The 24,645-nt window shown below is 57.8% G+C and carries 17 protein-coding genes; 9 read left to right on the top strand and 8 right to left on the bottom strand.

The genetic code is table 11. The annotated features are described in order from the left end of the window. Positions 1-287: 287 nt before the first annotated feature. Both RISK_RS16885 and RISK_RS16880 read left to right on the top strand, forming a co-directional pair. A complete protein-coding gene (locus tag RISK_RS16885) occupies positions 288-1,886 on the top strand; it encodes an ABC transporter permease (RefSeq protein WP_047815483.1) in 1,599 nt (532 codons plus the stop codon). Between the two features lie 96 nt (positions 1,887-1,982). Next, positions 1,983-2,750 (top strand): ABC transporter ATP-binding protein, encoded by a 768-nt coding sequence (locus tag RISK_RS16880; protein ID WP_047815482.1) that lies wholly within the window; start codon positions 1,983-1,985, stop codon positions 2,748-2,750. 374 nt (positions 2,751-3,124) lie between these two features. Here the strand turns inward: RISK_RS16880 and RISK_RS16875 are convergent, their stop codons facing one another. From RISK_RS16875 to RISK_RS16860, 4 genes are all read right to left on the bottom strand, one after another. Next, complete coding sequence (locus RISK_RS16875) at positions 3,125-5,341, bottom strand: multiheme c-type cytochrome (RefSeq protein WP_236696383.1); 2,217 nt, start codon at positions 5,339-5,341, stop codon at positions 3,125-3,127. A 197-nt stretch (positions 5,342-5,538) separates the two neighbouring features. After that, the gene (locus RISK_RS16870) at positions 5,539-6,798 is read right to left on the bottom strand and encodes a DUF1573 domain-containing protein (protein ID WP_047815480.1); all 1,260 of its coding nucleotides are present in this window, start codon (positions 6,796-6,798) and stop codon (positions 5,539-5,541) included. A gap of 109 nt (positions 6,799-6,907) precedes the next feature. Next, positions 6,908-9,571, bottom strand: coding sequence for an O-antigen ligase family protein (locus RISK_RS16865; RefSeq protein WP_047815602.1), 2,664 nt, complete (start codon positions 9,569-9,571; stop codon positions 6,908-6,910). Beyond that, positions 9,568-10,773, bottom strand: a complete 1,206-nt coding sequence (locus RISK_RS16860; RefSeq protein WP_047815479.1) for an MraY family glycosyltransferase — start codon at positions 10,771-10,773, stop codon at positions 9,568-9,570. The genes RISK_RS16865 and RISK_RS16860 overlap by 4 nt, the downstream gene beginning before the upstream one ends. Before the next feature lie 284 nt (positions 10,774-11,057). Here RISK_RS16860 and RISK_RS16855 point away from each other — a divergent pair, with 284 nt between their 5' ends. Continuing rightward, positions 11,058-13,526 (top strand): DUF1592 domain-containing protein, encoded by a 2,469-nt coding sequence (locus tag RISK_RS16855; protein ID WP_047815478.1) that lies wholly within the window; start codon positions 11,058-11,060, stop codon positions 13,524-13,526. 75 nt (positions 13,527-13,601) lie between these two features. After that, positions 13,602-14,903 (top strand): DUF1552 domain-containing protein, encoded by a 1,302-nt coding sequence (locus RISK_RS16850; RefSeq protein ID WP_047815477.1) that lies wholly within the window; start codon positions 13,602-13,604, stop codon positions 14,901-14,903. Between the two features lie 313 nt (positions 14,904-15,216). Here RISK_RS16850 and RISK_RS16840 read toward each other — a convergent pair whose 3' ends face one another. From RISK_RS16840 to RISK_RS16825, 3 genes are all read right to left on the bottom strand, one after another. After that, the gene (locus RISK_RS16840; protein WP_150122606.1) at positions 15,217-15,477 is read right to left on the bottom strand and encodes a hypothetical protein; all 261 of its coding nucleotides are present in this window, start codon (positions 15,475-15,477) and stop codon (positions 15,217-15,219) included. Positions 15,478-15,606: 129 nt separating this feature from the next. Continuing rightward, entirely contained in the window at positions 15,607-16,887 is a 1,281-nt protein-coding gene (locus RISK_RS16835; protein WP_083435013.1) for a DUF1559 domain-containing protein, read from the bottom strand. Positions 16,888-18,096: 1,209 nt separating this feature from the next. After that, on the bottom strand, positions 18,097-18,381 hold the full coding sequence (locus tag RISK_RS16825; protein ID WP_390173943.1) for a transposase: 285 nt from the start codon (positions 18,379-18,381) through the stop codon (positions 18,097-18,099). A 386-nt stretch (positions 18,382-18,767) separates the two neighbouring features. On the opposite strand from RISK_RS16825, the gene RISK_RS16820 reads away from it, so the two are divergent. The 5 genes from RISK_RS16820 to RISK_RS16800 all read left to right on the top strand — a co-directional run bounded on the left by RISK_RS16820 (position 18,768) and on the right by RISK_RS16800 (position 23,324). Continuing rightward, the gene (locus RISK_RS16820) at positions 18,768-19,877 is read left to right on the top strand and encodes a DUF1559 domain-containing protein (RefSeq protein ID WP_047815473.1); all 1,110 of its coding nucleotides are present in this window, start codon (positions 18,768-18,770) and stop codon (positions 19,875-19,877) included. A 108-nt stretch (positions 19,878-19,985) separates the two neighbouring features. Continuing rightward, positions 19,986-20,468, top strand: coding sequence for a hypothetical protein (locus RISK_RS28245; protein ID WP_053061206.1), 483 nt, complete (start codon positions 19,986-19,988; stop codon positions 20,466-20,468). Positions 20,469-21,258: 790 nt separating this feature from the next. After that, a complete protein-coding gene (locus RISK_RS16810; RefSeq protein WP_047815598.1) occupies positions 21,259-22,323 on the top strand; it encodes a DUF1559 domain-containing protein in 1,065 nt (354 codons plus the stop codon). Positions 22,324-22,377: 54 nt separating this feature from the next. Continuing rightward, the gene (locus tag RISK_RS16805) at positions 22,378-22,809 is read left to right on the top strand and encodes a carboxypeptidase-like regulatory domain-containing protein (protein ID WP_047815472.1); all 432 of its coding nucleotides are present in this window, start codon (positions 22,378-22,380) and stop codon (positions 22,807-22,809) included. Continuing rightward, entirely contained in the window at positions 22,806-23,324 is a 519-nt protein-coding gene (locus RISK_RS16800; protein ID WP_083435012.1) for a hypothetical protein, read from the top strand. Before RISK_RS16805 ends, RISK_RS16800 begins: the two co-directional genes overlap by 4 nt. 62 nt (positions 23,325-23,386) lie before the next feature. On the opposite strand, the gene RISK_RS16795 is transcribed toward RISK_RS16800, so the two are convergent. Beyond that, positions 23,387-24,628, bottom strand: a complete 1,242-nt coding sequence (locus RISK_RS16795; RefSeq protein ID WP_047815471.1) for a Glu/Leu/Phe/Val family dehydrogenase — start codon at positions 24,626-24,628, stop codon at positions 23,387-23,389. Positions 24,629-24,645 lie beyond the last annotated feature (17 nt).

The following is a 24,645-nucleotide window of genomic DNA, read 5'->3' as shown; positions in this document are numbered from 1 at the left end:
GGCGAATCCGGCAGGCTTGAAAAGACGGCTTCGCGGCTTCCCCACGGGTTTTCTGGTGTTCTGTCTCTTCCGCCGAAACGGTTTTGACGGCAATTCCGATTTCCATCGACCGCATTGGACGCGGGGCGTCGGGTGTCGGCATTTCGAACGTTGGACTTGAGCCGACTTCGCCAGATTGACGTTGTCGCGGTTTCCCTCGGACCGCTACAAACACCCCCTGGGACGAAGGACCGTACCGATCGCGCGAACCGATCATCCTTTTGATCGCCCCCTGGGAAGGAACTCGGATGTACCGACTGCTGCTTTGTTTTCGCTATTTGCGAACCCGCTACATCGCCTTGGCTTCGATCATCAGCGTCACGCTGGGCGTGGCCACTCTGATTGTCGTCAACAGCGTGATGGCTGGTTTCTCTGCGGAAATGCACGAGCGACTGCACGGGCTGGCCTCGGACATCGTCATCGAATGCCACGCGTCCGGAGGCATGCCCGACCCCGATGCCCACTTGGAGGAAATCAACCGAATCGTCGGTGACCAGATCGCAGGATCCTCGGTCAGCGTCCATGTCCCCAGCATGCTCGGCATCGATTTCAACGGCCAACTGATCACGCATCACGTCAACCTCGTCGGCATCGACGCGAAAACGTATGACAACGTCAGCCACTTCGGCCGCTATCTCCTGCACCCCGAAAACCAAACCGCGGTTTCGTTTGACTTGCGTGAAGACGGCTACGAAGAAGCTCGCGAAGGATTCCCTCACTCCGGATGGAAGTACCGCCGCGATCACGCGCGGATGGAAAAAGCCTGGGAAACCGAACGCAAACGCATCGAAGACCTGAGCCGAGAAGCGGCACGCCTGGCCAGCGGCAAACCACAACTCGAAAACACAGAGTTGGTCGAATCCGACGGTCCCTCGTTCGGGTTTGACGGGCCTTCGATTGGCACGATTGTGCCCGAAGGAATTCGGGAAGAAGGTGCCGGCGAAGCACCCGTCTATTTCGATCCCGAAGCCGACCAGTACCCCGGCATCATCCTGGGAATCTCAACCTGCAGCAACAAGTCACGCGACGCGGATGGCAACGTTCGCGATCACTACTATTGCCGCCCCGGCGACGACGTTCGCCTGATGTTCCCCAATGCCTCCGACAAACCCAAAGTCGTCAACCAAAAGTTCACCGTGGTGGACATGTATGAATCCGGGATGAGCGAATACGACAGCACGTTTGCTTTCGTGCGTCTGGATCAACTGCAAGATTTTCGCGGGATGATCGATCCGATCTCAGGCACCACCAGCATCACCACGATCCAACTGAAACTGATTGAAGGAGCGGACCTGAACGCCGTACGCGATGCTCTGCGTTTGCGTTTCCCACCCGACACATATGCCTACAGCACCCAAACTTGGCGTGACATGCAGGGCCCATTGTTGGCCGCCGTTCGCTTGGAAACAACGATCTTGAACATCCTGTTGTTCTTGATCATTGCTGTGGCTGGATTTGGCATCCTCGCCACCTTCTTCATGATCGTGGTTGAAAAAACACGCGACATCGGAACGCTCAAAGCACTTGGTGCCAGCGGCAGTGGTGTGATGAGCATCTTCCTCAGCTACGGCCTGTTGCTGGGCATCGTCGGCAGCGGCGTCGGTCTGATCGGTGGGATCGTGTTTGTTCACAAGATCAATGACGTCGCCGCGGTGATTGAGAAAATCACGGGGCAAGAAGTCTTTGACCCCACGGTTTATTACTTCACCGAGATCCCCACGATCCTCAACCCATTCACGTTGGCTTGGGTGATGGCGGGTGCGATCGCGATCGCGACCACCGCCAGCGTTCTGCCCGCGATCCGTGCCGCTCGCATGCATCCGGTGGCTGCCCTGCGATTCGAGTGATCCGCGGCGTCGCATCAACGGCGCCAGAAACTGACCTCCGACTCGTTCCCCTTCGAAACCTCTCCCCATCCCCTCCTTCGACCAACGATTCAATCCATGCATTCCTCGCCTGAACTGCTGCTGGAAGCCCGCGGGATTCGCAAGAGTTACCACAAGGACAAAATCGAACTGCCCATTCTGCGCGGCATCGACGTTGGTTTTGCGGCAGGTGAAATGTCCGCACTCGTCGGACGCAGCGGCAGCGGCAAGAGCACGTTGATGCACTTGCTGGCAACGCTCGATCAACCCGATTCGGGAGAGGTGTGGTTTGATGGCTCACGCATCGACAACCAAAGCCGCGCCCGTCGCGATCAGTATCGCAATTCCCAGATTGGCATCATCTTTCAGTTCTATCACCTGCTGCCGGAACTGTCCGCGATTGAAAACGTGTTGGCCCCCGCCATGATTCGTCGCAGTGTTCTGGGTTACCTCCGCGATCGAAAGTCACTGCGACTTCGCGCCGAAGCGATGCTGGATCGAGTTGGATTGCTGGACCGCAGTCATCACCAACCGTCTGAGATGTCAGGCGGCGAAATGCAACGCGTGGCGATCGCACGATCCTTGATGTCCAACCCCAAACTGTTGCTGGCTGATGAGCCGACAGGCAACCTGGACACCGAAACCGGAGCCACGATCCTGAGCTTGCTTCGCGAACTGAATCAAGCAGACAATCTGACGATCGTGATGATCACTCACGATGACTCGATCGCGGAAACGGCTGATCGTTGCTACCGGATGTGTGATGGGTTGCTCGAAGACAAAGATTCGAACGCTGCCACTGACAACCGTTCCGATTCAGCAAAATTAGAAACCGTCGCTGCCTGACCAACCCACCTCACAACCCGAACGCGTCAGCGAGGGACCACACTAAGCAGGTCGGCAGGAATGACCACGCACAACCATGTGAGCCGTTTGGGCGTTAGCCCCGGTTGTGCGTGAAAACCGTGGCGAACGCCAACGGTTCACATACCCGATGACTCATGCGTACCTGCTTAACATCCTGGCCACTCCAGTGGCCAAGCGATGTAGGCCAGGTCTCACCTGGCAACCAGCCAATGCTTTGGAACAAAGCGAGGCGTGATCCAAGCACGATCACAAGAGCAACCTTTCCCCGCGACGAGCCAACCCAGGTAGGACCTGGCCCACGAGGTTTGCGGCAGGGGAATGCCTTCAATCGCTTTGGTCTTCTTGCTCCACGATCAGTCGACCCCGTAGTGCTCGATCTCGGCCCAGTAGTCGTCGAAAGCGCCCTCTGCGTGGAAGTCGGGACTGTTGTCCAAATCGTGGCACTTCATGCACGATTCGCGAGCCTCCTCCAGCGGCAGCTTCATCGCGTCCCGCAGACGAGTCTTCTCTTCGTCGCTGACGCCACTGTCGGCTGCTTCCGCTTTCGTGTGAGCCGCACCGGGACCGTGGCAGTTCTCGCAACCGTTGCCATGCAAATGGGAACTGGCTTCCAAGTCCAAGTAGCCGGAAACGTATGGGTAGTAACCTTGTGGGTTCCATCCGGTCACGTGGCATGAAATGCACTCGGGATCGAAGTGGCGAGAAACGTCACCGCGTTCGCCTGGGTTGACCAAGTGCTCGGTGGCCTCGAAGTGAGCCGAACCTTCCCAGATGTCAAAGGCGGTCGTGTGACACTTGCCACACGCTTCCGAACCAACAAATTGACCGCCGGAGGGATGCTGAATGGGCTTGAGCCCCAAGTTGCTGAAGCCCAGATCGCGAAGTTGGAACTGGTAATCCTTCATCAACGCTCGCATCTCAGGAGCGTCGTCAAATTCGTGAGACAACGGCACACGGGCGTAGCGAATCGGTCCCTCGGGATACAAACCCACCAGCCCCGCGTACATGCCTTTGTCACCAGTCAAAATCGACTTGGTTTCCGTGCCCTCGATCGCCTGTGGCTGATAAGTCGGCTCGCCGTAGCCACCAGCAATCACGACCAGGTCGAAACCAGGAACCGCACGCACCAACTCCTGGGCGTTCTTTTCCTCGCCATAAAATGTCAGCACCGTGTAATCCGGATCCTCTTCCTGAATCGCTGCCAAAGCTTCTTTTGCCGCATCCACCAAGGCCGTCAGTTGAATGTCATCGCTGAGTTTGGTTTCCAACGAATCTGGATCCAGAATCGTTGTGACGCCCAACGTCATGCCGCCTCTGCGAACGACGCGGTGTGATGGCATCAACGAACGGTCGAACGGGATCACGTTGGCCGACACATAAATCGCTTCTTCCGGATCGCCAGGCGACGCCTCTTGGATCAAATCATTCACGCTCAAACGAACGTCGTCAGGTCCCAGGCCAACCGAGACGTAGCCCATCTTGCGAAGGGCTTCGAGTGAACGGTGAAATTTGATTTCCGATTGGCGACCGTAGCGACGGACTAAGTTCCCGGCGTCGATGGGTGCCATTTCCCATCCTTTCTCACGCAGCTGGTTCAGGAACGTCATTCGCCGAGCGACACCGCCCTTTTGATTTTCCAGCCCCGTGCAACCGCATGGCTCGATGTAACCGTGTTGTTGACCGGTCACGAACAGCGTCAGCGAGGGCGCGGGCCAAGTGTTGTAGTCCTCCGGTTCTTGACCACCGCCAACCGATTCCGCATCAATCAAAGTGTCGATGATTGGAGCATCGGGTCCCGTCAGTTGGAAAGCGGTCGTGGCTTCCTCAGGGAAACTCAATCGCTCCGACTCGGAGCTCTCCGCCTCGCTGAGCGGACGTTTGGCCACGATCTTTTCAGGTGCGATCCGATCCATGGGCGAGTCCGACAGATCCGCTGCGGGAACTTCCAACCGACGTGCGGTGTTAGCCCCCGCGTTTTTCGCGACCGCTGAACGATGATTCTCCGGCAGGCCCAGCGGGGTCGGCACGATTTCCGCTTCGATCTCCTTGCGAGCCATGGGCCTCGGCACGATTTCAACCTTGCCCAGATCCGAAGCCGACTTTTCTGACTGAGTGTCTTCCGCAGGATCGATTTGGCTCAGGTCCATTTCGCCATCGAATTTGCCGGTCGCAACTTTGGCAGGCACCGCCGATTCCTTGGCAACCGATTCCTCATCGGTTTCGACCGTCCAGGTCAGTTCGTCACCGGACCAGCCACCAGTTGGATCCACCGATTCCGCGTCCTCACGAGTGACGTCTAAGGCAGCCGAAGTCGCGAAAGAAAGTGGTTGCTGGCGAGCGAAACGCCAGTCATCCGAAGGCAGTTGAACTCGCCCTCGGTAGTCCGCCACGGAATCAACCGCGACCGGTTCAACCGCCACCAATTCGGGTGGCGACAGTGAAGTGATCTCATCTTTCTCAGATTGTTTCGCCAGCGGCGCGGGCGAATAACACCCCACCACTGTGATCGCGGAAGCCCCCAGAACGGCCATCCAACAGGACCAACGAGAACATTTCACAGAAGCGATCATCGAAGCCCCAATCGAGGTCGACAAACTGTTGAAAAAGGGGCGTGGCGATTTCATCTGGGCCTGATCAGCTGCGTTGAATGAGTCTTTTCCCGACAATTCACGTCCAACGCAGAGGGGACCACGGTCGTCATGGATGGTTCGATTCGATCGCAGCGACGACATCGTCATGGTCCCCTTGGTTACGCGACCCGTTTATCTTAACGCGCCGGCAGCGAAAATTTCAGGCGTAATTTCATGGAAGGCACGTTGGGGTTATCGGACACAATCGTGACCAATCCGTAGTCTTCTCGGTTCATGCCCAATCGATCGATTTTTTCGTCACCAGGGGTCAAGGTGAACTCAAGGCTATACAACGACATGGAACCATTTTGGATGGGGTCATTCAGCTTGGCTTCCACGACACCTTCGGGAGTGACTTCTCCGATCGACAGCTTCGTCTTGTCACGTTCCGGTCCTTTCAAGACCACAAACGCCTTGGCCTTTTGCGGCCCTGGCTCGGTGATTTTCCCAAAGTCATAGATGTACCCGCCGCCGGAGACCCCGGTCAGCTTGGTGCTTTCCAACATGCTCAGCACACCGACGATCCGGCCCGTCACCGCCGCGACGATCGACTCCGCAGACTCGTCATCTTCGTTGAGTTCCGATTCGCCGTTGGCTGATGCATCTGCGATTGCTCCAACCTTGTGGAACGGCATCACCAAGTTTTGGCTCACGGAACCCTGTTCCAAACCGGGTGCGATGGAAGCTTTGACCAGGAAAGCCTGGGTGGCTTCGGCGTGCTCTTCGTCATCGATTTCAAGCGGCGTGACTTCAAACTCAGCCAGCTCGTTCATTTCGTCGCTGCTGAATTTGGGCTGGTCCAATTCAATCTCGTCGCTCATGTAGCTGTAAACCTTCAACTCCAATTCAATGGGCTCGCCGGAGGCAACTTCCTTGAAAGTCAACGTTTCGGGCACCAATTGCACCTGGCGAACAACCTTCCCGGTGATCTCGAAACGAATCGCGACTTGCGTGGGGTCATTGGTGCGAAGTTCGGCCGACTGTCCAAACGTGGTCTCATTGGTCTTCACCGTCCACGACATTTTGACTTCGGTTTTTTCGCCGGGAGCCAAACTCTCGTTTTCCAGAGTGCCGACGGTGCATTTGCAGGTCGACGCCCCGATTTTCAATGTCAGCGGCGCAACGCCCACATTCACAACAGTGAACGTGTGCTCCCCCTCTTCTTCTGGCTGCATGATTCCGAAGTCGTACTCATTGCCGTCCGGCAGTTCGACCTTGGGAACATCCTCGCTCCAATCTTTCTTCAGAGACGCCATCGCATTGGCCGCCGTCGTTTTCCCCTCGTAATCGATGGGCCCAAAGTGAGCCTCGTAGTGGCCGTAGTTGGATTCATTGATGTTGTAGGCGATCGCAGCGCCGATTCCGGCAACGATCAAGCAAGCGAGCAACGTTTTCATGGCAAAACGACGACGAGAAAAGAAAAAACGAGAATCACCGCTGGGTTACGTCAGGCACCTGCACTTGGTTCATTGCAAAGCGTTGCTCATTGCCAAGCGTTCGCGGCCACTACAACCGCAGGGCATCCATGGCCACCTGAGCCGACTGGCGGACGGGTTGCTGGATCGCGGATCGCCCGATCGGCCGGACCACCAAAATCCATTGCAACGAGAGCTGACGCGTGACCACCCCGCCGGTTTCCGCCAATTCAATGGCTTTCTCAGCCAATTCACGAACCGTTTCCTCGGGAGCCCCCTCGGCTTCGGCGATCAAAGCTCGTTGGGCCGCGATCGCTTGATGCCAGGGGCTGAGCCTTTGGCACCGATCATAAATCATTTTGGCCTGAGCCAGTGCCTCTGCCTCCCCACCGACTTGATATCGGTGCAGCACCAATTCGCCGATCGCTTGCAATCGCGAGGGATCGTTTCCGGCTCGCTGGATCGCATTTTCCAAAGCCTCCTCGAATCGTGGGCTCATCCCCACCGAAGACGGATTCGCAGCAAACCGCTGCAACCAAGCTTGTTCGATCACGTGCAAACGGAAAATGGCGGGATCAAACGCGTGCCGGTCCGCCTCCATTGCTCGCTGGCAGAGTTTCTCCCCGCCGACCAGATTGCCTCGACGAATCTGAATCTGAGCCTCCGCCATCCAGCGCCGCGAATCCGTGACAGGTTGATACGAAACCATCCACATCGTCACCGCAGCCAATCCCACCACCATCGCGCTCCCGACCACCCTCCATCGCACCCGAAATCCAGTGCGTCCATCCGGCACCCGCAGCCGGGAATCGTTGGCGAGCGAATCCTCCGCCCGTGACATACTGAAGGGCCCGGACAAAGAAAAGGAATGCCCCGAGGAGGTGACCATCGCCGCCAACGTCCACAGCACCACGGCGATTCCCGGCACCGTCCATCCGCCCGAAAAGCTGAGGTGCATGCATCCCGCCATCAACGCAAACGCGGCAATCCGACGAACATCCCAGCCCGGATCGGTCGCTGAACTTTCGTCCGGCAATCGAAACCACCACAGCCAACCAGCGGCACAGGCGATCGGAATCGCGATCAGGTGAGCGTCGAAATCGGGCAGGTCATGGTTGCGAATCCCCAGGATCCAGACCGCCAATCCACCAATCCCCGCCCCCACCGGAACGCTCCACCGAACGAAGCCTGCATGCGATCCAGCTGCCCGCAACGGTCCAGACGCCTTCGGTTCAGCAGACAAGTCGACTGGCATGGATTCGTTCGTGCCATGTTCGGCTCGCCAGAACAACCAAGCCCCCACCGCCAACAGCCCGACCAACAGAAGTCCCGCTGGGAATCCGCCTGCCCCCAGAGTCTCGCAAACGAAATGGTGCGGGTCCGCGATGATCTCATGCGATTCAGGCAATCGAAAACGATGGTAGGCCTGTTGATAGTTGCCCGGTCCAGCACCGGTCCACGGGGAGAACTCGACCATTCGCCAAGTGGCTTCCCAGTATTGAAAACGGTATCGCACCGATTCGGGCAATGCAGAGATCCAGCCCGTTCCGAACCAGCCTCTGGCCGCTAAAGGCATCGCCACAAACACGGCGGAGATCGCCAACGACAATGCCGTCACGCACCGCCTTCCTCGCGCACTCGACCAAGCGAAATCCAGCAACACGCAGCCGCCAACGATCAACACGGACAACACACCTGCACGGCTCTGCGTGTCCTTGAGAGCCAAGCACAAGATCGCTGCGACCAACAACAAACCAATCGCCACCGCAATCGGCGGACGCGATGTTGTCTCAGGTTGTGCAGTTGAACGTTCACTTCCGACTCTCAATCGAGAGACCGTTTTCGGGAAGGTGTTCCCAAGAACCGGAAGCAAAACCGCGATCACGACCACCATCGCCATCGCAAGCAAACCCGCCAGGGTGTTGGCCAACGCAAACGTTGCCGTCGGGCCACCGTCACGCAGACGGTTCTCAAAGATCATCCGAGCGTTGGAACCTTCCGGAGCATTGATTCCCACTTCCGCCAACACTCGCTCTGGATCCGCCTTGTATTCCCGCAAGGTTTGCGGCAAGGACACATGAACCTGATGCAAAGCGTGCGCTGCCAGCAACACTGCGCCGACCACGACCAATCCCAGCAACGCCAACTGGTTGCCCCGAAGTTCGCCGATCGAGGATCGAGCCTGCGGTCCACTCAGCCAACGCCGCAAACCGACGAACCAAACCGCACCAGCGATCCACACCCATGCTTCGTTGCTGGCCGCTCGCCAGTCACCGCCGATCGTCTCAGTTCCCTCCCATGAACTCATTGGCACATTCAACTGGGTGACCGCCGCGTACCCGATCCAACCAGCCAGCAAGCACACGATTCCATCGACCAGCCAATCGCCTGCTCGATCGGCTCGGTCTCGTGAACCACGCTCGTCTTGGGCAACCAAAAAGGATCGCCCAACGCAGAACAACTGCATCGCCACCGCGATCAACAACGTTGCCAAGCACCACCCCAAGGCACCTCCCTGTTCCACCTCGGTCGAATCCGATGGATGGTAAAACGCCCACATCATCAGGGCGGCAAGCATCCCCAGCACGACCGACGTCATTCCCTTTGTTCCGAAGGATTCCAGCGTCGCCCGGTCCGAAACCGCAGAGGAACTGCCTGACGATTCGCGAGCTGCTTCCCGGTCGTCCGCTTGGTTTGACCAGCTCGCTTTCTGAGAAGCCGTTTTGGGTGGGCCGGCCTTTCGTTTCTGGTTCACTTGTCCGGCCGCCGCCACTGCGTGGATTCCAAGATGCCAACCAGCGTCAGCAAACACATCACAATGCCCAGCACCGCGATCGCTTGCCAAACACCGACGTGCGCCAACAACAACGCCGAGAGCCCACACGTCGCGGTGATCAAATGAATGGTTGCAACCGCCCCCGTTCTTGACAGCCCCAAGTCCACCAATCGGTGAGACAAGTGGCTGTGGTCGCCTTGGAACGGGCTGCGTCCTTGTCGGATTCGGATCCAGATCACGGTGGTCATGTCGTAGAGCGGAACCGCCATCGCACACAGAGGGGCCAAGACCGCGTGAGGCCGACTGCCCACCCAACCTGCAACGGCCCCGTCGCCAGAATCCCCCGCCGCAAACGTTGCCATCAACATGCCGACCGCGATCAAGAAACCGACCAAGTAACTGCCGCCGTCCCCCATGAAGATCCTCGCCGGGGGACGATTGTGGAACAGAAATCCAATCAACGCCCCCGCCACAACCAACAACAGCGACGCGACCAACAACTGTGGCCGATCCGTGCCCGGATCCGGAATGGTCAACATCACGAGCGCCATCGAAACAGCGATGATGGCAGCCACTCCCGAGGACAACATGTCCATGTTGTCGAGCATGTTGAACGAGTTGATCACGGCGACGATCCAGACCACCGACAACAACTTGGTCAGCCAGCCACCGTCGATGAACAACGACAGCTCGATGTTCAATCCCCACACGACCGCCGCAGCGATTCCGAACTGAACGCCCAATCGAAATCCGACGGGCAAACCAAACCGGTCATCCGCCAGCCCCAAAGCGACCAAGATCGTTCCGGCCAAGATCAACCACCACACATCGCCGCAACGAGACCAGACACCGGGTGCGTGCAGCATCGCGGCATCCCACCATCCCGCCGGCACAATCGCGGGCGAAGTCAGCTCACGAAGCGACGTGATCCAAGCGGGCACCGCCTCGGGATCGTGCAACAGCGCCGCGGCCAACGTCGCCAGCGCTACCGTCCCCAAGATTCCGAAGTAAATCCCCAATCCACCGCCCAGCGGCGTTGGCACGGTGTGACTGCTGTGACCACCGGGACGATCCAGCAATCCAAGCTGAGCCGCAAATTTTCGGATCGGAAACAGAACCAACCAACTGAAAATCGCCGCCAACCCAGCGGCCACGAGCACGAGTCCGATCGTCGCCGACATGAAATCTCGCGCAATTCAGAATGGGTGGAACAAGAAGAGAAGCAAAACCTTGCTACGCCCAAAACGCAAAATGGTTCGCCGCCGCGATCCCGTCCGCGAATCCCTTCTTCCGTCGACAATTTGAGCGGCAAAATTCGCTCATTTCGAGTCCATCATTCGTTATAATCAGGGAACGCGTCCAACTTGCTCTGAAATGTCTGCTGCGGCTCCTCAAGCCCGCTGGCATTTTATCTGCAACCAAGACGTCCCGCCTTTCTCCCCTCCCAACATTGCGTGCCCGGTTCATGCTATCGATCTCGCCCTTTCGGCTGGCTGCAGGCCTCGCTTGCTTTGCCTGCCTTGCACTTGCTGTCGGCCGTCCCGCAATTGCGGCCAGTCCGGCCTCGCAGACCGACCGCCTGATCTCCGCCGATTCGGTCGAATTCCTGCAGGCTCAATGCATCGACTGCCACGATGGCCCCGACGGGGAAGGCGGTTTTGACATTCACTCCGTTTCGCCGGACCTGACCAACGCCGCCTCCCTGGAACGCTGGGTCGTGATTCACGACCGAGTCCAAAGTGGCGTGATGCCTCCGCCAGAAGATGTCGAACTGGATCCCGAAACGGTCCGCGATTTCACCGAACCGCTTCGAGATCGTTTGCGAACCTATCAACTCAATCAGCAACGCCAAGAAGGTCGCGTTCGAGGCCGGCGGCTCAGCAACGAACAACTCTCGCGAACGCTGCAGGACTTGCTGAGGGTCGAACTGCCGCTCGATGGCCTGATGCCGCCCGAACAACGCGTCGGTGGCTACGTCCACCTGGCGTCGGCACAATCCATGTCCCACTTCCAGCTGAACACACACTTGAGAGTCGTCGACGCGGCGCTCGACGCTGCGTTTGCCAAAACACTCCAACCCGCCTCGGAGTGGACGCTGGACATGCCTCCCGAGAAAATTGCCAACAAACCCAAGGGCCGCCGCAATCGAGACCCCGAGATGAGAAAGGGACTGGCGGTCATTTGGTCGTCCGGCATGATCTTCTACGGCCGAATCTCGTCGACTCGCGTGCCCGAAGATGGCTGGTACGAAATCACCCTGACCGCCTCGGGGCTGAAGCCCCCCCAGGATCACGGCATCTGGTGCAGCGTGCGAAGCGGCGAATGCAACTCAGGTGCTCCGCTGCTGTCCTGGATCGGCAGTTTCGAAGCCGAGGCCGAACCACAAACCATGACTTACCAGGCTTGGCTGCCTAAGGGCCACATGCTGGAAGTCCGCCCCGCCGACCGAACGCTCAAACAAGGACGCTTCCAAGGCGGCCAAGTCGGTTTCGGAGAGGGCGAAGACCAGGACCTTCCCGGCGTGGCAATGCATTCGCTGAAGATGAAACGCATCTACCCCGGAGGCGACCGCAAAGAGTCTCGCGAGCGACTGCTGGGGACACTTCCACTTCGCTACAACCGCACACTCCAGCGATCAGAAGTCAACGTCGAGAAGTTCACGGAAAAACGCGATCGCAATGAACTGCGAGCCGCGATCACACGATTCGCGGACCTCGCCTTCCGTCGCCCGGTCGATGCTGCCTCCATCGAGTCCATCCTGCAACTCGCCGAAGCAGAACGCCAAAGCGGCGCGACGTTCATCGAGGCCTTGCGAGCCGGGTACCGCGCCGTGCTGTGCTCACCGCGTTTTCTGTACCTGACCGAATTCGCCGACGAATCGGGGCGTTTGGACGATTGGGCGATTGCCTCGCGGCTGAGCTATTTCCTGACTGGCTCCATGCCCGACGAAGAGCTCCGAGCCGCCGCGGACCAAGGCCTGCTTCGCCGCGAAGGAGAACTCCGACGCCAAACCGATCGCTTGCTGCAAACACGTCGCGGGCAACGTTTCCTGGTCGATTTTTCGGATCAGTGGTTGGATCTCATCGACATTGATTTCACGGAACCAGACCGACGATTGTTCCGTGACTTTGACCCGAGCGTTCAAGCCGCCATGCTGGCGGAAACCCATCATTTCCTCCAGCGACTACTCGACGAAGACCGCCCTGTTCGTGAACTGGTCGGTGCTGACTACACCTACCTCAATTCTCGCTTGGCTCGGTACTACGGACTGACCGAATCGGAAGCTGACATTGCTGACCTGAACGACCAAATGAAACTCGTTCGCGTCGATCCGGCGTCGCCTCGCGGCGGACTTCTCAGCCATGGTTCGATCCTCAAAGTCACCGCGGCAGGCAACGACACCTCGCCGGTTCTGCGGGGCATTTGGGTGTCGGAACGGATCTTGGGAATCGAAATCCCCTCTCCCCCCGAAAACGTTCCCGCCGTCGAGCCTGACATTCGAGGTGCCAAAACCATTCGCGAACTGCTGGCCAAACACCAAGCCGACGCGTCCTGTGCCGCCTGTCACCAAAACATCGATCCACCCGGCTTTGCCCTCGAAAACTTCGACGCGGGAGGTCGTTGGCGTGATCGCTACATGCAAAAACGTGGCAACGCCTACAAAGCTGGTGCCGACGTCGACCCCAGCTTTGCGATGCCCGATGGAGCCACCTTCGATTCGTTCGTCGCTTTCCGTGGTTTGATCGCCGAACGCGATGAACGCTTGGCCGCCAATCTCGCGTCGCACTTCACCACCTACGCCACCGGCCAAACCATTCAGTTTGCCGATCGTGATCGCATCGAAGAGATTGTTGCGAACACGCGCGACGACGAATTTGGTTTTCGATCCTTGCTGGACGAAGTCATCCACAGCGACTTGTTCCTTTCCAAGTGACCCCACCCAAGTTGCCACCACGCCGCATCCGATGCCGCTTCTCCCTCCACTCACCCCTGCCTTCGAGAATCGATCATGAAACGCAGCAACCTTCATTCACGAAGCCCCCTGAAACGCCGCACCCTGTTGCGTGGCTCGGGCGTCGCGATGGGATTGCCATTTCTGTCCGCCATGCGTCCCGCGTTGGCGGCCAGTGACAGTGGCGAAGGATCCGGCCGATCCAAACGATTTGTGGCCATGACCGTCGGCCTGGGTTTGGTGCCCGAAAACCTGGCTCCCGAAGGCACCGGGATGAACTATCAACCCTCTCGCTATCTGAAATCCCTGCAAGACCTGCGCGAGAAAGTGACCGTCGTGTCCGGTTCATCGCACCCCGGCGTCAACGGAGGCCATCGCGCCGAAGCCAGCATCTTGACCGCGACGCCGATGGGGTCCTCCGGCGCGGTGAACAACACGATCTCGATCGACCAGTACCTCGCCAAGCACAAAGGCCATGCAACGCGGTTCCCATCGCTGGTCTGCAGCACGGGAGGTTCGACCAGCCCCTGTTACACCGAGAGCGGCGCGATGATCCCGCCAATCACGTCGGCTTCGCAACTTTTCGCGGAACTGTTCGTGGACAACTCGCCCGCGGAACGAGCGAAACAAGCCGATCGAGTGCGTCAGGGACGCAGCATCATGGACATCGTTGCCGAAGATGCCAAATCGCTGCAGCGCGACCTAGGAAGCGGCGACCGCGACCGCTTGGACGCCTACTTCACCAGCGTTCGTCAACTCGAACAACGCATGCAGCAATCTCAGAAGTGGGCCGAATTGCCCAAACCAGCGGTGGACGCCACTGCCCCCATCGACATCCGCAATCCCAACGACTTGATCGGTCGCATGAAAACCATGTGCGATGTCGTATCACTGGCGATGGAAACGGATTCGACACGCTACGTGACGCTGCACCTTCCCGGCAGCGGCGGAGTGGTCCCGGTCGAAGGCGTCGAGGAAGGCTACCACTCACTCAGCCATCACGGCCGCGACGAAACCAAGTTGGAGCAACTGGCTTTGGTTGAAGAAGCCCTGATCGGCCAATGGGGCGATTTCCTTCGTGGGCTCGCTCAGCACGGTGATTCACACGGCAACCTGCTCGATGACACCACCGTGTTCCTGACCAGCAACCTCGGCAACTCTTCCAACCACGACAACCGAAACATGCCGGTGCTGATCGCGGGTGGCGGGTTCAAGCATGGCGGTCACTTGGAATTTGACCGCAAGAACAACTACCCCCTGCCCAACTTCTACGTCTCACTGTTGCAGCAGCACGGCATGGAGGTGGACCAGTTCGCCACCAGCACGGGCACAATGACCGGCCTGGGAATCACAGGCTGATTTGACAGCGAAGACGATTTGGCCAACGGAGGGAAATTCGAAACGAACGGTGCCATTGGTAGCTGACGGACGTTTGCTTCGGTTGATTGGCCAAGTCCCCCCCCAAAAAAAGAACCACCAACGGCTGCGGTTGGTGGTTCTTGATGGAGGAACTCCATTCGATTGGCTTGCCGAAGAACTCGAAGAGAGACTGCTGCATCGGGATACTAGCTCCGACGCTTTCCTCCAATTCTCCATTGAGCACACCGACTTGCTCTGGCCAGCAGAACAAACTCAGATTGGTTTCACATTGCTCGTGAAACGAAACCAGTGGTCAGGGAGAAATCGCGGATGGGCCACTGCCGGGCTTCACCGATCCACCCGCCCCAGGGGAAGAACCTGGGGGGACACCGTTCTTTTCGGCTTCGAGACCTTTTGCATAAAAGTCTTCATCCGGTGTTACCAATTCGCTCGTTGAACTATCGCACCCGGTTGTGGTGAAGAGCATCAACGTCAAACCAAACAAGCAAAAATACTTTTTCATCGAAAAACCTAGTTGTGAAAATGAAGAAACGTTTGATTCGTAGCCAGTCATTCGAACGTTTCGAAAAACTCAACCTCCAACTGCAACTGTGAAGTCCAGAGGAAGGGCCTTGAATCGGAAGAAGCCGCCTCGAAAACGACGACGGCTTCTCAAGTTTAAAACGACAGCCAACAGCGTCGATCAATAGTCTCCGTCGATGATTTCTCTGCTCGCACGAGTCCCGAGGGCTCCCCACAATCCGTAAGGGCTCTCAGCCCCAGGCCGGAGGTGGGCGGCCGTTTGGACCGATTGATTGTTGGCGTAACCGGGGCTGTCTGAGGTCTGATCGCCGGACTCGATCGACTCGGTGATGAACCGAACCGCGCCATCAGCCATTGTCACGTGGCATCCGCCGGGATGCTGGCTACTCGGTGACATATTGCCTGGCTGAAATTTGCTCCACCATTCAATACAAGTCGCACTGTTGGGCGGGGCTTGGGTCAAGAATCCCGTGTCCGTCGATGAAAAGTGGGCCCATGCGAAACCGCGACCCCAGACGTCCGATCCCCACCACGAATTGCCACCCATGTACCCTGGAGGTGCTGTGCCGCCGTCGGTGCCATCCGACCAGAAACCTGGTCGGGTCGGGCTGACGAATGCATTGCAGCTCTGCGGGTTGTCGTAGGTGGTAGAAATATCAACTCCTACTTGACCACGAACGTCGCCATCATTGAGCGAGCTGATGTGCTCACCGAACGCGATTGTGCCGGAAAGGCCGTCCAGGATGTCACGGAATTTAGTCGTGATACGTGGAACGAAAGCACCGCGTCCCGTCGCCTTCGATTTCGTCGCCGAGTTCGAGCTTTTCTGCCAGTTGTCGTCGAGATCACCGTAAAGCTGGACCCAAATGGCCGAGTCACCAAGGCACACCGAGTAGTTACAACGTCCCATGGCCGGGAGACCTTCACCCGGATCGCTTGGGCAGCGAAGCGTTGACAGTTGCGTCATCCAAGGGCGGTATCGATAGCCAATGGAAGTTTGCTCTGGCCCAGGCCCCATGGCGGGCCACGAAGGACTCCTTGCAACGGTTGGGTTGTCGACCTGATAAGTGGAGGGGTTGCTGATTTCTTCCCACAGAGCCTGTTGTTCAACGAAAGGTGTCATCGCAACAAAGGCGCTGAGTGTCATCAGCGAGTTTGATTCCGACGACCAGGTTTGCATTCCATGGCCGAGGTCATTGTTCCCTGCCGTACCCGTGCCTTGCTTCGGCATCTCGTTGAACGCACTGTGGTAGTTGTGCAACGCGAGGCCGAGCTGCTTCATGTTGTTGCTGCAGCTCATTCGACGAGCAGCTTCTCGAGCTGCCTGGACCGCCGGTAGCAACAGCCCAACCAGCACGCCGATGATTGCGATCACGACGAGGAGTTCGACCAGCGTAAACCCTGCCCGTGCGTTAGGCCTCGGACGATAAAAATGTCTCATGCGTCTTCCTTGTTCCACTCGAAGTACGGAAATAGTACGGAAAATAGATCTCCGGTATTCGCCGATTGGCGAAACACACCGGTTGCTGAAAAACCTGCATCAGGTCTTCCGATTCGCCACTGACGCAATTGCAGAGCCACCAGTCCCCGAGAATCTCTCCTCAAAGACAGGTTTCGTCCGAGAAAGCGACTTAAGGGGCGATCATTCCCCACTGGAACAATTGCTTGAGCACCAGATTTCCCAAGAACTTTTAAAAAAAACTTTTGACTTTGCCTAAAGTCTCATTTCCGACGCTTTTGCAACATCCATTGACTGCCCAAGATTTGTGCACACGCACCAAAATCGCTCAATTTTCGAGCGGGCCGTTAGCAAACAGCACCATCTGGGGTGGATTCGAAAAGTTTCACTGCACAACTTTTGGTCTGTCATATGAGCGGTCCGGCAAGCGAGCCGGCGCCGGGCGGCGGCACGACCTGGCATACGGACAGCCCGCTGACCTCTCGCTTTCGTCGGTTTTGCGCATCCGGCCAAGCGACTGGCGCAATTTCTGCTAGGACATCTGCTAGGACAGCAGTCCGCCTCATTAGCTCCCCCCGCGAGTGCGCTGATCAAGGCCGACAAGCTCTTTGCCAACGTCCCCACGATGCCGCAGGCTACGTAAGCTGCCAGCCACATTGCGGATTGATCACCGAAGAACAACCTCCATGCTCTCCGTGACCTCGGTGGCTCAATCTCAAAACCAAGCACCCGAGCAATGCACCTGTCCAGGTAAAGAGATCGTGCAGTTGATCGATGCCGCAGTTCGTGGGATTCCACACGATGCACCTCTCCCCAAACGCAGTTTGGGAGAGCGAACGCAATGAACTTGGCAAGTGTGAGCGATCAAAGATCTTAAATTTCTTGATTCCATGGCGTTCTCAGCCCAGCATCCTAACGGCGGGCTCTTGGGTAAAAGCTCGCTTCGATTAAACTTGCAGACTGGTACCGCGTGGCAACACGCGAGTACGTCGGGCCGCCGGTTGTCGGGCTTGTCTCGATGGTCGGCCGCCCCCTTCTTCTTTGGGCCGTGGTTGCCCGTGGCGGTGCGACCTCGATCGGGCTCGGCAAATGGGGCCGTCCCTTCCACATCGCCTTCACGCTGGCCTCAACCGCTAGCGCAGGCCAACGTGAAGGCGACCCGAAAGGGACTCGCGACAACGCTTGGGTGGATTAGCGACAGGATTGCACTTCGGCCATGGAGGCGTACTTCGTCGCGTCAAACGTTTCTCCGTTGCGAACCATTTGATTGACCGTCGAAAGCATCTTCCGCATGCAAGCGACCATCGCCACCTTGAAGGGTTTGCCTTGGCCGCGAAGCCGTTCGTAAAACGCCTTGGTCGCCGGATCGTGAATCCGTGCCGAATTAGCCGCCATGTAAATCGCGTTGCGAACGTCTTGTCGTCCGCCGCGAATCGGACGCTTGCCATCCTTCCTGCCACTCTGGCAATTCTGCAAGGTGCCAGCCACTATCCAAAATTGGCGCCAACTCAGAGAGCCACTGCGTTCATTATGAGCAGCCGTGCCTTTCGATTGAGCACCCACCAAGGACCGCCCCCTCTTCCAGGTGCGTTCCGGCAACCAGACGCTCATAGGCCTGCCAAAAAAACAATAAAAACTCGCACACCTCTGCTCATTCAGAGCATGCCTAAGCATCCGCTTCGGTTGGGATCCGCCCCCGTCACCCTTTGAGCGCTTCGCCAGGAGGTTCTTCCAGCACATCTCAATCCCCTTTTGGCCTCTCGATTGCGATGCCCGAGCCCACATCACGCATGCCGATTTTCCAAACAGGGAGCATCGACATGCCGAATTTTGCTCGTTTGTTCAACTGGAACCCTTAAGAAATGTGTCGCCGCCAATCCTCCCGCACCCTCAAAAGCTCCGGCTTTACCCTTGTCGAACTCCTCGTCGTGATTGCAATCATCGGCGTTTTGGTCGGCCTCCTTCTTCCCGCCGTTCAGTCCGCTCGTGAGGCTGCCCGCCGAATGCAGTGCTCAAACAATATGAAGCAAATTGGATTGGCACTCCACATGTACCACGATGCGTACAAGGCATTCCCACCGACCGCCTACGCGATGGCGAATTCAGCCGATTTCAATCGCCCTGCCTCTTGGCTGGTACGAGTCCTGCCTTTCCTCGAGCAAACCGCGGCTTACACACACGTCGACTACAGCGGTGACTTCTCGAACCGCGACGGCATCAACTACAGCTGGCGTGGGCTCGATGGCTTGTTGGTTCCAACCTTCAACTGTCCCTCCAGTCCGCTCGAAATCTTCCGTGACGACACGGCTTCGGCTGGGACGATTGCCCTGGGTTCCCCTGAAACGATCACCACTCAAGTTCCATGTTATGCGGGCGTCGCCGGCATGTATCACTATGGACAAAACACCGGTGGTGGAGACATTCCCTACACAGAATGGAACGGCCACAACGGCCGAGTGGACTACAACGGCGTGATGGTTCCGGTTGACAGCAAGAACACGCGACCACTTCGCTTCGCCTCGATCACCGATGGAACCACCAACACAATCGCTGTCGGGGAAACCGGCACCTTCAAGTCCGTTATCCAAGAAGACGGCACCAGGCAACAACATGACGACCGCGTTGGCAACTGGAACGGTGGGGCTTGGTCCGGTGGCGGTGGGGACCCAACCCTGTCAGCAGCCGATGGCTACCGAATGAACGTTGCCTCGATTCGTACCGGGATCAACTTCACACCCGTCTTCCCAACCACTCGTCACGGCACGGGCGGGGGCCCTTACTTCGGAATCGGCCCTTACTGGTACGGTCGCCCCGGCATGCACTCGCCATTCCGGTCTGCCCACATTGGCGGAGCACAATTCGTTCTGGCGGATGGATCGGTCCACTTCGTCAGCGAAAACATCAACTATCAAACGCTCTCCGATTTGGCTTGCCGACTCGACGGCAACATCATCCAAGACTTCCAAAACTAACGCGTGCATTCGCTCGGAAAGCGGCCCCGCATCATCCATGCGGGGCCGCCTCTGCCGAAAGCCATCCTCCTTCCACCCCAAACACGACTGAAGACAACGAGCCAATTCATGACACGCTTCACGCGAATCACCCAACTCCTTTCACTGGCCTGTTTATCCATCCTCGCCATTGGCTGCTCGTCGGGTGACAAACCAGAACTCGTCCCCGTCGCTGGATCTCTGACCAAAGACGGGGTTCCATTCGTCAACGCAACACTCGAGTTCCACCCGCAGGGTCACGGCGGGGTCTCCTACGGCCAGACCGACGACACGGGGCAATTCAAGCTGCACTACACCACTGGCGAGCCAGGTGCGGCCATCGGCACCCATGAAGTTCACATCTTGGGAGGACACGAGAAAGGGAAATCAGCCCCAGCGTCTGCCAACACCGCATCGAACCCCGATGAAGGCGAGGCCCCCACACTGATCGGCGACCCCAGCGGAGGCAAGAAGCAACGAAGAGGCGGCAATGGAGCCCCTGCCGGACCAGTGAAGATCACGGCAGAAGTCAATGACTCAGACAATCAACTGTCGCTCACAATGCCTTCCTGAACGCTGCTTCAAAAAACCAGCCAACGAACCTCCGTTCCAACTGCCCACGAACGGAGGTTCTTCGCGACCAGAACCCGCAAAGCCGTAAAGCCGTAAGGTGCCAGCCACCTTCCTCGTTTTCCAGCCACGTGCCGCTGCTGCCGAGACCGGCCTGCCACAGAGCGCCTCTCCCCATCGACTCCCTCAAAACGAACAACCTTCGGACCCTGCCTCTTCGCAAAGCAGGCCTGCGGCCTCACCTCAACTGCCAACCCGATCTTACAGCGACATTCCCACCATAAAGCTTCCTGCCAACACCTGCACTGCGACGACTGAGCACTCGCCTCCCCCTCTCAAGAACCTTCTAAAAACAACGTTTTGCGTCGCCGATCGCACTCTAGCCTTGATTTTGCGTCACCGGTAAGAGTGGGATCACCGACACAATCCCACATCTTTCAGCACGCCCAAAAAACAGGCAATCTTGCCCAGCAAACTAGCACCGCCGCTTCACGCACCCTTCTAGAGAGCCGCTGCTGCCTTCCCTGCAATCGCTACACCCCGATCCAAAGTTGAGAAATCCCACGATTTCTTGCTCATCTTTCCCGGCCCCACCGACCCGCTTCGGAGGAGATCTCCCCCCTAGAGCTTCCAAAACCCCTTGAATGCCGGGAGACGCAAAACGCCAAGGGGCAACCTTGGCCTCTTGCTTGCTATCTCCCACCCAACATCACCGGTGTCACGTTCGGTCGCGTTGATCGCACCGAGAGGCACCTCGAAGTTTTATTCGCACATTCAAATGGAATCTCAAGCGATGCGTCGTCCTACCTCTTTTCGTTCTTCCAGAAGTTCTGGCTTCACCCTCGTCGAATTGCTCGTCGTCATTGCCATCATCGGTGTGATGGTTGGCCTGCTGCTTCCCGCCGTCCAATCGGCACGGGAAGCTGCTCGTCGGATGCAGTGCTCCAACAACATGAAGCAACTGGGCTTGGCAGTTCACAACTACCACAGCGCGTTCAACATGTTCCCCGCCAACATCGGTGCCCAAGCATCTGGCAACCCAAACCGCGGTGCTTCGTGGTTGGTTCAGATCCTGCCGCAAATGGAGCAGTCGTCGATCTACGAGAAGCTGACTTTCGTCGGCACCGACTTCAGCACCCAAGACGGCGTGAACCGCAACTGGGAAATCCTGGACGATGCAATCGTCCCTGGATTCAACTGCCCTTCGAACCCAATGCAAAACTACCGCGACAACAACGCCAACGGCCTGACAACCGCCTTCGGTTCACCTGACAGCTACAAGACTCAAATCGTCGATTACGTTGGCGTTGCCGGCTACTACTACACCCCCGGCATTCGCCAAGGCGACAGCACTTGGCAGCCAGGTGGACGTTCGGACGGCTCGCGAAACGTCTGGACTGGCTACGGCTGGATGCAAGATGCCGGCATCATCGGCATCAACAACTCAAAGTATCGTAACCCCAAGTTCGCCAGCATCTTGGACGGAACCAGCCAAACGATCGCCATCGGCGAACACTCCGCTGAAATGCCACACGCTGACAAAACTCGCACCGACAGTCGCCCCAGCAGTCACGCTGGTGGTGCTTGGAACGCTGGCCCTGCCTTCCACGGATGGTTGGGTTGGACTGCCAACATCACGGTTCCACGTTGGCCCATCAACAGCATCTACTCGGGCAACTACACCCAACTCTACGGTTACACCCTGCACAACGGCTTCCGCTCCAACCACGTCGGCGGTGCAATGTTCACGATGGGTGATGGCTCGGTCCGCTTCGTCACCGACAGCATCGACTTCGACGATGTCTTCATGGCGATGAATGGTCGCAACGACCGCTTCGTCTACGACCAACAATTCTAAGCCGAAGAAGAACTGAACCAATCCAACGATATCTCCACCAAGGAACACAACTCGATGAACGCGTTCTCGCGATTTTTAACCGGAACGGCAACGCTTGCCGCTCTCACAATGATGACCGGATGTGGCCCTGAGCTGCCTCCAATCGCCGATGTCTCCGGTGTCATCACCAAAGACGGCAAGCCGGTCGAAGGAGTTGCCCTCGAGTTTGTTCCCGTCGACGGCGGACGCCCCTCGATGGCAGTGACGGACGCCGAAGGTCACTACAGTGCGATGTTCACCGCACAAACTGACGGAGCATTGATTGGAAAGCACACCATTCGCTACGAGATCAACGGTCCAGCCGCTCCGATGCCAGCCAACCCCGACGCGGAGTTCATCCCAACGTCGAAGAAGCCGGACATGGGCGGCAAAGGCAAGTTGCAACCCACTGAAATCGAAGTGGTGGATGGCAGCAACGAAATCAACTTTGAGTTCGTGGCTGGATGAGCCTTCTCCTTCGAGGTGCAATTGGACTGGGACTGCTGCTCACGCTTGGTTGTGAGGCACAACCTTCGTCCAAGCTGGGGCAGGTGACTGGCACCGTTTCTCAAAACGGCCAGCCAGTCCCCAACATGGCACTCGAGTTCCACCCGGTGTCAGGCGGGCGTCCCTCGCTCGCCTTCACGAACGACAGCGGGCACTTCGAGGCGATCTACCTCGCCAATGTGCCGGGAGCCAAAATTGGCGACCACACGCTTCGTTACGAACTGACACCTGGCAAGTTATCACCCGACATCTCTCCTGCAGAGATGCTGACGATCGAACGTCCCTCCATTCCAGAAGGCGCCGTCCTCGATCAGACCCAAGTGACAGTCGAGCAAGGGACGAACCACTTTGTGTTCAACCTCATTCCTCCACCCGAGGCATTGCAGCCTCCCGCGGAAGACACGGAAACAACGCCCTCGCCAGAACCGGAAACGGACGTAGACACAGTGTCGCCGACTGAAACCACTGTCGAATGACAATCGCCAGCCTGAATGATCCGCGGAGCAATCCTCCGCGGGCATTCGGCTGAGCAAGCCGACTAGGCCAAACCAGCGAGTTCGGTCGCACGTCGCACGCGGGAAATTCCGATCATGTAGGCTGCGGTTCGAAGCGAGACCTCTTGCTGCCCCGCCATCTGCCAAACATTCTCAAACGCATCGTTCATGGTGCGATCCAGTTCTTGACGCACGCGGTCGAGCGGCCATCGATAGTGCTGGCGGTTCTGCACCCATTCAAAGTAACTGACCGTCACACCGCCTGCATTGGCGAGGATGTCCGGCAAAATCGTCACCCCACGGTCGTGCAGCGCGGCATCGGCGTCTGGATCCACCGGACCGTTGGCAGCTTCAATGATGACCTTCGCGTTGATGTCTTGCGCATTCTTCTGCGTGATCACCCCACCCAAAGCAGCGGGGATCAGCACTTCCACGTGATCGAGTTTCAGCAACGCGTCCAGCGGCAAATGCTCCGCTCGTTCGAACCCTTCCAGCAATCCCTTGGGATGCGAAAACTTGTGTCGCAACAACTCGGGAATGTTCAAGCCTTCCGCGTTGTAATAGGTCCCAGTGATGTCGGAAACCGCCACAATGGGAAACTGAGCGTCATGCAAGAACTTCGCGGCGTGTGACCCCACGTTGCCAAAACCTTGAATCGCGACACGGGTCTTCAACGCATCCATGCCCAAACGCTTGGTCAGCTTGACCGTCAACGTTCCCACGCCACGCCCCGTCGCTTCTTCGCGGCCCTTGGCCCCATACTCTTCCACGGGTTTCCCCGTGATCACCGCGGGATGAAAGCCGTGGTACTTTTCCCATTGGTTGCGAAACCAAGACATGACTTGATGATCGGTGCCCATATCGGGCGCGGGAATGTCGGTGTCAGGCCCGACAATGTCATGAATTTGATCCACAAATGCACGGGTCAATCGTTCGATTTCCGCACGCGACATCTTGCTGGGGTCGATCCCAATCCCACCTTTGGCGCCGCCATAGGGCAAATCCACCACGGCGGTTTTCCAGGTCATCAAACTCGCCAGAGCGCGAGTTTCGTCCAAATCGACCTCGGGGTGGAAACGCAACCCACCCTTCATCGGGCCGCGACTGTGATCGTGCTGAACTCGGAAACCGACATAATTCGCGAGGCGACCGTCATCGAGACGGATGGTCACTTGGACCTGCACCTCTCGCTGGGGCATCAACAAAGCTTCTCGAAGATCGGAATCCATCTCCAAACGATCCGCGGCTTGCTCAAAGAAAATCCGCGTGGCTTCGAAAGCTTTCATCTTGCCTACCAGTTGTC

Source organism: Rhodopirellula islandica (assembly GCF_001027925.1).
Lineage (GTDB): Bacteria > Planctomycetota > Planctomycetia > Pirellulales > Pirellulaceae > Rhodopirellula > Rhodopirellula islandica.
The sequence above is the reverse complement of the archived record's forward strand: the minus strand, read 5'-3'. Positions and strand labels throughout refer to the sequence as shown.

Bases quoted from the DNA above. Each gene is read 5' to 3' on its own strand.
- RISK_RS16875 (WP_236696383.1), bottom strand. From the start codon at position 5,341: ATGATCGCTTCTGTGAAATGTTCTCGTTGGTCCTGTTGGATGGCCGTT.
- RISK_RS16840 (WP_150122606.1), bottom strand. From the start codon at position 15,477: ATGACTGGCTACGAATCAAACGTTTCTTCATTTTCACAACTAGGTTTT.
- RISK_RS16820 (WP_047815473.1), top strand. From the start codon at position 18,768: ATGTGTCGCCGCCAATCCTCCCGCACCCTCAAAAGCTCCGGCTTTACC.
- RISK_RS16870 (WP_047815480.1), bottom strand. From the start codon at position 6,798: ATGAAAACGTTGCTCGCTTGCTTGATCGTTGCCGGAATCGGCGCTGCG.
- RISK_RS16805 (WP_047815472.1), top strand. From the start codon at position 22,378: ATGAACGCGTTCTCGCGATTTTTAACCGGAACGGCAACGCTTGCCGCT.
- RISK_RS16860 (WP_047815479.1), bottom strand. From the start codon at position 10,773: ATGTCGGCGACGATCGGACTCGTGCTCGTGGCCGCTGGGTTGGCGGCG.
- RISK_RS16810 (WP_047815598.1), top strand. From the start codon at position 21,259: ATGCGTCGTCCTACCTCTTTTCGTTCTTCCAGAAGTTCTGGCTTCACC.
- RISK_RS16880 (WP_047815482.1), top strand. From the start codon at position 1,983: ATGCATTCCTCGCCTGAACTGCTGCTGGAAGCCCGCGGGATTCGCAAG.
- RISK_RS16855 (WP_047815478.1), top strand. From the start codon at position 11,058: ATGCTATCGATCTCGCCCTTTCGGCTGGCTGCAGGCCTCGCTTGCTTT.
- RISK_RS16850 (WP_047815477.1), top strand. From the start codon at position 13,602: ATGAAACGCAGCAACCTTCATTCACGAAGCCCCCTGAAACGCCGCACC.
- RISK_RS16795 (WP_047815471.1), bottom strand. From the start codon at position 24,628: ATGAAAGCTTTCGAAGCCACGCGGATTTTCTTTGAGCAAGCCGCGGAT.
- RISK_RS28245 (WP_053061206.1), top strand. From the start codon at position 19,986: ATGACACGCTTCACGCGAATCACCCAACTCCTTTCACTGGCCTGTTTA.
- RISK_RS16885 (WP_047815483.1), top strand. From the start codon at position 288: ATGTACCGACTGCTGCTTTGTTTTCGCTATTTGCGAACCCGCTACATC.
- RISK_RS16835 (WP_083435013.1), bottom strand. From the start codon at position 16,887: ATGAGACATTTTTATCGTCCGAGGCCTAACGCACGGGCAGGGTTTACG.
- RISK_RS16800 (WP_083435012.1), top strand. From the start codon at position 22,806: ATGAGCCTTCTCCTTCGAGGTGCAATTGGACTGGGACTGCTGCTCACG.